The organism is Streptomyces sp. S3(2020) (genome assembly GCF_013044505.1).
In the GTDB taxonomy this organism is placed as follows: domain Bacteria; phylum Actinomycetota; class Actinomycetes; order Streptomycetales; family Streptomycetaceae; genus Streptomyces.
Window position 1 is genome coordinate 1 of sequence record NZ_JABERD010000321.1, and the last position, 7,763, is coordinate 7,763.

The 7,763-nt window shown below is 68.0% G+C and carries 5 protein-coding genes; 3 read left to right on the plus strand and 2 right to left on the minus strand.

Annotated features, from left to right (window positions below; all coding sequences use genetic code 11):
- Nucleotides 1-2: 2 nt before the first annotated feature.
- A complete protein-coding gene (locus tag HLK59_RS46225) occupies nt 3-1,355 on the plus strand; it encodes a SidA/IucD/PvdA family monooxygenase (protein ID WP_346779983.1) in 1,353 nt (450 codons plus the stop codon).
- A gap of 66 nt (nt 1,356-1,421) precedes the next feature.
- On the opposite strand, the gene HLK59_RS46230 is transcribed toward HLK59_RS46225, so the two are convergent.
- Nucleotides 1,422-3,236, minus strand: a complete 1,815-nt coding sequence (locus HLK59_RS46230; protein WP_171147685.1) for a 5'-nucleotidase C-terminal domain-containing protein — start codon at nt 3,234-3,236, stop codon at nt 1,422-1,424.
- Between the two features lie 150 nt (nt 3,237-3,386).
- On the opposite strand from HLK59_RS46230, the gene HLK59_RS46235 reads away from it, so the two are divergent.
- Together HLK59_RS46235 and pyk are read left to right on the plus strand one after the other, a co-directional pair.
- Entirely contained in the window at nt 3,387-4,106 is a 720-nt protein-coding gene (locus HLK59_RS46235; RefSeq protein WP_171147686.1) for an SIMPL domain-containing protein, read from the plus strand.
- A gap of 159 nt (nt 4,107-4,265) precedes the next feature.
- A complete protein-coding gene (gene pyk, locus HLK59_RS46240) occupies nt 4,266-5,696 on the plus strand; it encodes a pyruvate kinase (RefSeq protein WP_171147687.1) in 1,431 nt (476 codons plus the stop codon).
- 2 nt (nt 5,697-5,698) lie between these two features.
- Here the strand turns inward: pyk and HLK59_RS46245 are convergent, their stop codons facing one another.
- Nucleotides 5,699-7,591: an alkyl sulfatase dimerization domain-containing protein gene (locus tag HLK59_RS46245; protein ID WP_171147688.1), complete on the minus strand. Its 1,893-nt coding sequence runs from the start codon at nt 7,589-7,591 to the stop codon at nt 5,699-5,701.
- Nucleotides 7,592-7,763: the final 172 nt, after the last annotated feature.

The following is a 7,763-nucleotide window of genomic DNA, read 5'->3' on the forward strand; positions in this document are numbered from 1 at the left end:
GCATCGGCCCCTTCAACCTCTCCCTGGCCGCCCTCGCCCACCCCCTCGCCGAACTCGACACCGTCTTCTACGAACAACGCCCCGCCTTCGACTGGCACCCGGGCCTCCTCATCGACGGCGCCAGAATCCAGGTCCCCTTCCTCGCCGACCTGGTCACCCTCGCCGACCCCGCCAGCCCCTGGACCTTCCTCAACTACCTCAAGAGCCGCGAGCGGCTCTTCCCCTTCTACTTCGCCGAGCGCTTCCACATCCAGCGCGCCGAGTACGACGCCTACTGCCGCTGGGTCGCCGAGAACCTCCCCGGACTCCACTTCGGCCACCAGGTCGACGCCGTCCGCTGGAACCCCGAACGCGACCTCTTCGAAGTCGACTTCACCCAGCTCGACACCGACGGAGAAGCCGAAGCCCTCGGCCGGACCTACACCAGGAACATCGTCCTCGGCGTCGGCACCGAGCCCTACATCCCCGAACCCCTCAAACCCCTCGTCGAGGCCACCGGCGTGCCCGTCATCCACGCCGCCGACTACCTCGCCCACCGCGACGCCTTCCAGCGCGCCGACCACGTCACCGTCGTCGGCACCGGACAGTCCGGCGCCGAGATCTTCCTCGACCTGCTCCGCACCCGCCCCGCGGGCCGCGAAGGCCTCCACTGGCTCGGCCGCACCGAAGCCTTCGCCCCCATGGAGTACTCCAAGCTCGGCCTGGAACACTTCACCCCCGACTACACCCGCTACTTCCACGCCCTCCCCGAAGCCGAACGCGACCGCCTCGTCACCGCCCAATGGCAGCTCCACAAAGGCATCGACGCCGACACCATCGCCGCCATCCACGACGAGCTCTACCAGCGCACCCTGCACGGCGGCTGGCCCGACACCGTCCTCACCCCCGGCGTCCGCGTCCGCACCGCGGGCCGAGTCGCCATCACCAAGGTCGAACTACACCTCGAACACACCGAGCAGAACACCCGCTCCCGCCTCACCACCGACGCCGTCGTCCTCGCCACCGGCTACCGCGAACGCCCCCTGGACCGCATCCTCGCCGGACTCGACCCCTACCTGCGCCGCGACAGCCGCGAACGCCCCCGCGTCGACGAACAGTTCCGCCTCGCCCTGGACCCCTCCGTCACCGGCACCCTCTACGTCCAGAACGCCGAACGCCACACCCACGGCGTCGGCACCCCCGACCTCGGCCTCGCCGCCTGGCGCAGCGCCACCATCCTCAACTCCCTGACGGAAAAAGCCCCTTACCCCCTCCCCACCCGAACGGCCTTCACCACCTTCGGACTCGGCCCACAGCCCCAGATCCCGGCCGCCCGCCAAGCCCAGACACTCACCCCACTGACGGAAGGCCGCTGAACACGCGGACGGCGCCGATGCGAAAACCCTCGCACCGGCGCCGCCGACCCGCCCCTGCTGAACGCCCTAGAAGACCGGCGTACCGTTCCGCGTCAGCTTCCAGTCCACCGACGCGAAGTCGGCCGGGTCCAGCACACCCTTCGCCGTCACCCACTCCGCGATCCGCGTGCGGATCTCCGTCGACTCCGCCCACAGCTCGGTCGCCGAAGCCACATGCGGGAACGCGCCGCCACCGTTGGCACGGTAGTTGTTCACCGCGAACACGAACTGCTGCGCGTCGTCCAGCGCCGCACCGCCGTAGGTCAGGTTCTTGATCCGCGAACCCGCCGCCTGCGCGATGTCGATCTCGTACGAAAGACCCGACACATAGTCGTAGTTGTAGTCCGGCCGGCTGTTCGCGTTCGTCAGCTTCTCCACATCGACCACGGCGTCCGCCGCGGTCTGCACGAAGTACTGCGCCGAGTACTCCAGGTACGCCCTGATCTGCGCACCCGTCAGCAACTTCGCGACCAGCGTGTTGTCGTACACGTACAGGCTCGACAGATCCCGGATCGTCACATCGCCCGCCGGGATCTCCGACGTACGCGAGAACGGCGAGGCCTGCGCGATGACCGGCAGCGCGGCGTACTCGGTGCCCGCCAGCGCCGCCTTGACCACGTCCTCCTGGACCTTCGTGATCAGGTCGATGATCGGGGCGTCCTTGTAGCGCGCCTCGACCGTCGTCAGCGTCTGCGTCGCCGTACCGACGACCTGGTTGACGTACTCCACCACGATGTCGTGGTCGTCCTTCAGCAGCTTCGTGATCTTCGGGTCGTCCGCGACCGTCTTCGAGTCACGCACCGTCGCCTTCACCGACTCGACCGTCCAGCGGCCCTTGGCGAAGACCAGCTCGAAATCGAAGAGGGACAGGCGCTGCGCGTAGCACAGCGGCTCCGACAGGACGACCGTCTTGCCGGTCTTCTCGTTGGTGACCAGCAGCTCCGCGATCTCCGTGTGCGCGTGCCCGACGAGGATCGCGTCGATGCCCGGCACCTGCTGGGCCACCAGCGCCGAGGAGTTCTCGATGTACGGCAGCTGGTCACCGTACGACGAGGTGCCCGAGGAGCCGGAGTGCGCCGACACGACGACCACGTCCGCACCCATCGACCGCAGCTTCGGCACCCACTTCGCGGCCTGCTCCTCCAGACCCGGGAACACCAGCTTGCCCTCGACGTACGCCTTGTCCCAGATCGCGATGCCCGGGTTGGTCAGACCGAGGACGGCCACCTTGACCGGCGGGAGGCCGGGCGGGCAGATCTTCTTGATGAAGTAGGGCGGGAAGGCCGGCTTCAGCGTCTTCGCGTCCAGCGCGTTCGCGCCGAGCAGCGGGAAGTGACACTGGTCCTCGAACTTGCGCAGCGTCTCGATGCCGTAGTTGAACTCGTGGTTGCCCAGCGCCACAGCGTCATAGCCGATCGCGTTCATCGCCGCGGCCATCGGGTGCACCGGACCGCCCTTGGCGGTGATCGGGTCCACCTTCGCGTAGTAGTACGTCAGCGGCGTGCCCTGGATCGTGTCGCCCGCGTCGATGAGCAGCGTGTTGCGACGGCCTTTCTCCGCACGGACCTGGTTGACCAGCGTCGAGACCCTGGCCAGACCCTTCGCGTTGCCCTTGGCGTCCGTGTACTCCGTGTCCTTGAAGTAGTCCCAGTTGAAGATGTTGCCGTGCAGGTCGGTGGTGCCCATCACCGTGAAGGAGTACCGCTTCGCGGGCTTCTGCCCCTTCTGGGCACCCGACGCCTGCGCCGCCTCGGCCGCAGGAGCCCCCACGGCACCGGCCAGCGCGACGCCCGCACCGGTCACGGCGGACTTCTCCAGGAACTTCCTGCGGTTCAACGGCATGTCTCGATCTCCTCGGGGAACGGTCAACAACGCGCGTAGATTCTGACCCGCGCACACCGAACGGCAACACCCCCTACAGGTTTCGATCTGATGACCCAACCTGTGACCCGACGAGCTGACAACACGCCAAGAAGTGACAGAGTGGGTCGTATGACCACACCAGCTGCGGACGACCCCCAACCCTTCGTGCCCTACGGCACCCCCGACGCCCCCCGCATCGCCGTCCGCGGCGAAGCCCGCCTCGAAGTCGACCCCGAGATCGCCCGCATCGGCATCAGCGTCGCCGCCCGCGGCAAGGACCGCCGCACCGCCCTCGACGACCTCACCCGCCGCAACGCCACCGTCCTCGACCTCGTCAAGAGCTACGGCGACGCCGTGGAACGACTGGAGACCGGCGCCTTCTCCATCACCCCCCAGCTCAAGGAGAAAGGCCGCGGCGAACGCGTCCACGCCTACCACGGCCGCGTCCACGTCACCGCCGAACTCACCGACTTCACCGCACTCGGCGAACTCACCACCCGCCTCGCCGATTTGGACCTCACCCGCGTCGACGGCCCCTGGTGGGCCCTGCGACCCAACTCCCCGGCCCACCGCCAGGCCCGCCAGCAGGCCGTCAAGGAAGCCGTCCAACGCGCCCGCGAATACGCCGAAGCACTGGGAACCACCCTCGCCGCCCTCGTCGAACTCGCCGACATCGGCGCCGAGAACGCCCAACCCCTCGCCCCCGCAGCCCCCGGCAGCCGCATGCGCTCCATGTCCTACGCCGCAGCCGAGGACACCGCCGCCGCCCCCCTCGACCTCGAACCCCAACGCCAACGCGTCTACGCCCAGGTCAACGCCCGCTTCACCATGGCACCGCCGCAGCTCTGAAACAGGGCGGAACGCACACGGCGGAATTCACACAAGGGAATGCTCATCGGAGCACCCCGTCGCACACTTCAACACTTGTCAATGCCCCGTCACCCAAAGGTTGTTGAGTAGTCACCCCTCACCAAATCTCTACCCACCGGTAAGGCCTAGGGTCGAAACATGCGCCGAGCAAAGATCGTCTGCACCCTGGGCCCCGCCACCGACTCGTACGACCAGATCAAGGCACTGGTCGAAGCCGGAATGGACGTAGCCCGCTTCAACCTCAGCCACGGCGGCTACGCCGAGCACGAGGAGCGCTACCACCACGTCCGCAAGGCCTCCGACGAGACCGGCCACAGCGTCGGCATCCTCGCCGACCTTCAAGGCCCGAAGATCCGCCTCGGCCGCTTCACCGAAGGACCCGTACTCCTTGAACGCGGGGACACCTTCACCATCACCGTGGAAGAAGGCGCGGAAGGCGGCCAGGAGTCTTGCGGAACCACGTATCCGGGCCTCGCCGCCGATGTCACACCCGGCGAACGCATCCTCGTCGACGACGGCAAGGTCTGCCTGGAGGTCACGGCGGTCGACGGCCCCCGCGTGCACACGACGGTGGTCGAGGGCGGCATGGTCTCCGACAACAAAGGGCTCAACCTCCCGGGTGTCGCCGTCTCGGTGCCGGCACTCTCGGACAAGGACGAAGCCGACCTGCGCTGGGCCCTGCGCACCGGCTTCGACGTCATCGCACTGTCCTTCGTCCGCTCCGGCCGCGACATCGACGACGTCCACCGCATCATGGACGAGGAAGGGCGCAGACTGCCCGTCATCGCCAAGGTGGAGAAGCCGCAGGCGGTCGACGCCATCGAGGACATCGTGGCCGCGTTCGACGGGATCATGGTCGCGCGAGGGGACCTCGGCGTCGAAATGCCCCTGGAACAGGTCCCGATCGTCCAGAAACGCGCGATCAAGCTCGCCAAGCGCAACGCCAAACCCGTCATCGTCGCCACCCAGATGCTCGACTCGATGATCGAGAACTCCCGCCCGACCAGGGCCGAGGCGAGCGACGTGGCGAACGCCGTCATCGACGGCACGGACGCCGTCATGCTGTCCGGCGAGACCAGCGTCGGCAAATACCCCATCGAGACCGTCCGCACCATGGCGAAGATCGTCACCGCCGCCGAGGAGGACATCCTCGCCAAAGGCCTCCCACCCCTCACCGAACGCAACAAACCCCGCACCCAGGGCGGCGCCGTCGCCCGCGCGGCAGCCGAGATGGGCGACTTCCTCGGCGCCAAGTTCCTCGTGGCGTTCACCCAGTCGGGAGACACGGTCCGCAGGCTCTCGCGCTACCGCTCCCCGATCCCCCTGCTCGCCTTCACCCCCGAACCGGCGACCCGCTCCCAACTGAACCTGACCTGGGGAGTGGAGACCTTCCTCGGCCCGACCGTCGATTCCACGGACGCGATGGTCGACCAGGTGGACGAACTGCTGCTCAAGTACGGCCGCTGCCAGAAGGGCGACATCGTGGTCATCACGGCGGGTTCGCCGCCCGGGGTCCCCGGAGCGACGAACCTCGTCCGCGTCCACCACATCGGAGTGGACGACAAATAGCCCTACGGCGTCACGATCACCGAGAACAGCGTGGTGAGAAGCCGGACGTCCCCGGACGTCCGAATACCGCCCAGCCCCTTCCCGGCGAGCAGTCGCAGCAGCTGCACCTTGTTCATCGTGAGCGTCAGCCCCGCGGCCGGGGCGGGGGCGGCACCGACGGTATGGGTCAACACCCCGTGCCTCAGCCGGAGATGCCAGTACTTGCCCTGACCGGGGAGGTACCAGTCGATCCGCACGGACATGGCATCGATGAGCTGACTGACGGACAGCGCGGCCCTGACGTCCGTGCTGTCGGACGTGGTCTCCGGCTGCCTGACGCCCTCCCGCAGCTCCATCGCTCCCGTGAGATAGAAGTTCCGCCACACCGCGTTCTCCGTCGCGTGGGCGAGCTTCTCGTAGACCTGCGCGAGCAGTCGCTTCGGCTTCTCCTGCTTCGGGTCGGCGAAGACACAGTGATTGAGGAGCGTGGCGGCGAAACGGAGATCGCCGTCGCGGATGAAGGCACGGGCCGCGGAGACCGCCTGTGTCATCCCGCCGAGCGCCTTGACGTACCGCTCGGCCTCGGCGACGGGCGGATGCTCCCAGAGATGGGCGGGATTGGCGTCGAACCACCCCATGTACCGCTGATAGATCCCCTTGACGTTATGACTGACCGACCCGTAGTACCCACGGTTGGCCCAGACCTCGGCGAGCGCGGGCGGCAGCCGGAACTCCTCGGCGATCTCACGGCCGGTCATCCCCGCGTTGATCATGCGGAGGGTCTGATCGTGCAGATAGGCGTAGAGATCACGCTGGGCTTCGAGGAGGCCGACGATGTTGTCGTTCCCCCAGGTCGGCCAGTGATGCGAGGCGAAAGCGACGTCGGCCCGACCGTCGTAGAGCCCGATCGACTCGGTGAGATACGCCGCCCACTGCTTGGCGTCACGGACCTGGGCGCCGCGCAGCGTGACGATGTTGTGCATCGTGTGCGTGGCGTTCTCCGCCATGCAGACGGCACGGAGGTCGGGGAACAGGAAGTTCATCTCGGCGGCGGCCTCGGTGCCGGGGGTCATCTGGAACTCGACGACCACACCGTCGACGGTCTCGCGCTGACCGGTCGCGCTGATGTACACGGTCGGTTCGAGCAGCCCGATGGTCCCGGTGGAGATGCTCTGCCCCAGACCGCAGCCGATCTGCCCGGCGGGGCCCTTGTCGAGGTGCGCGCCGTACATGTAGATCGACCGGCGGGTCATCGCCGTACCCGCGAAGACGTTCTCCGTGACGGCGTGCTCCATGAACCCCTCGGGAGCGAGGACGGGGACATCACCGGCCCCGTCGGGGAGAACACCTCGGCAGCCGCCGTAGTGGTCGACGTGGGGGTGGGTGTAGATGAGCCCGGTGACCTCCTTGTCCCCGACGTGGTCCCGGTAGAGCTTCAGCGCGGCGGCCGCGGTCTCGGCGGAGATCAGGGGGTCGATGACGATGATGCCGGTGTCGCCCTCGACGATCGTCATATTGGAGAGGTCGAGTCCGCGGATCTGGTAGATCCGGTCGGTGACTTTGTAGAGACCTTGTTTCTGGGCGAGTTGGGATTGACGCCAGAGGCTGGGGTCGGCGGTCTTGGGAGCGGGGCCTTCGAGGAATCCGTAAGCGTCGTTGTCCCATACGACTTTCCCGGCGGCGTTCTTGACGACTCCCGGTATCAGCGCGGCGACGAACCCTCGGCCGGCGGCCTCGAAATCGGCGTTGTCGGAGAAGTCCAGCTCGCTGGTATCCGTGTCGTTCACGCGCGCATTCTGCCCAAGAGCGGCTGCGGATTCCGGGCTAACGGCGACGGCCGCGGCGGCAGCACCGGCGGCCGCGGCCGCACCGCGTAGCCCCCACTCCCCAGCCGCCCTCGACCACCCCGCCCGCACACACCACCCGGCTCACAGACCGCACCACCTCTCCGCCCGCGCCCATGCCACGCCCGCCACCCGACCGTTCGCCCCCCCCCAGACCCCGGGAGCCGCCCCGCGACCCACCGGGCCCGCCGCGTGGCACAACCCAAGCGCAGCACGCCCCGCACGCCCACCCCCCCCGCCCCAC

What these genes read in the sequence shown, in the direction of transcription:
- HLK59_RS46230 (WP_171147685.1), bottom strand. Translation starts at nt 3,236, where the DNA reads ATGCCGTTGAACCGCAGGAAGTTCCTGGAGAAGTCCGCCGTGACCGGT.
- HLK59_RS46235 (WP_171147686.1), top strand. Translation starts at nt 3,387, where the DNA reads ATGACCACACCAGCTGCGGACGACCCCCAACCCTTCGTGCCCTACGGC.
- pyk (WP_171147687.1), top strand. Translation starts at nt 4,266, where the DNA reads ATGCGCCGAGCAAAGATCGTCTGCACCCTGGGCCCCGCCACCGACTCG.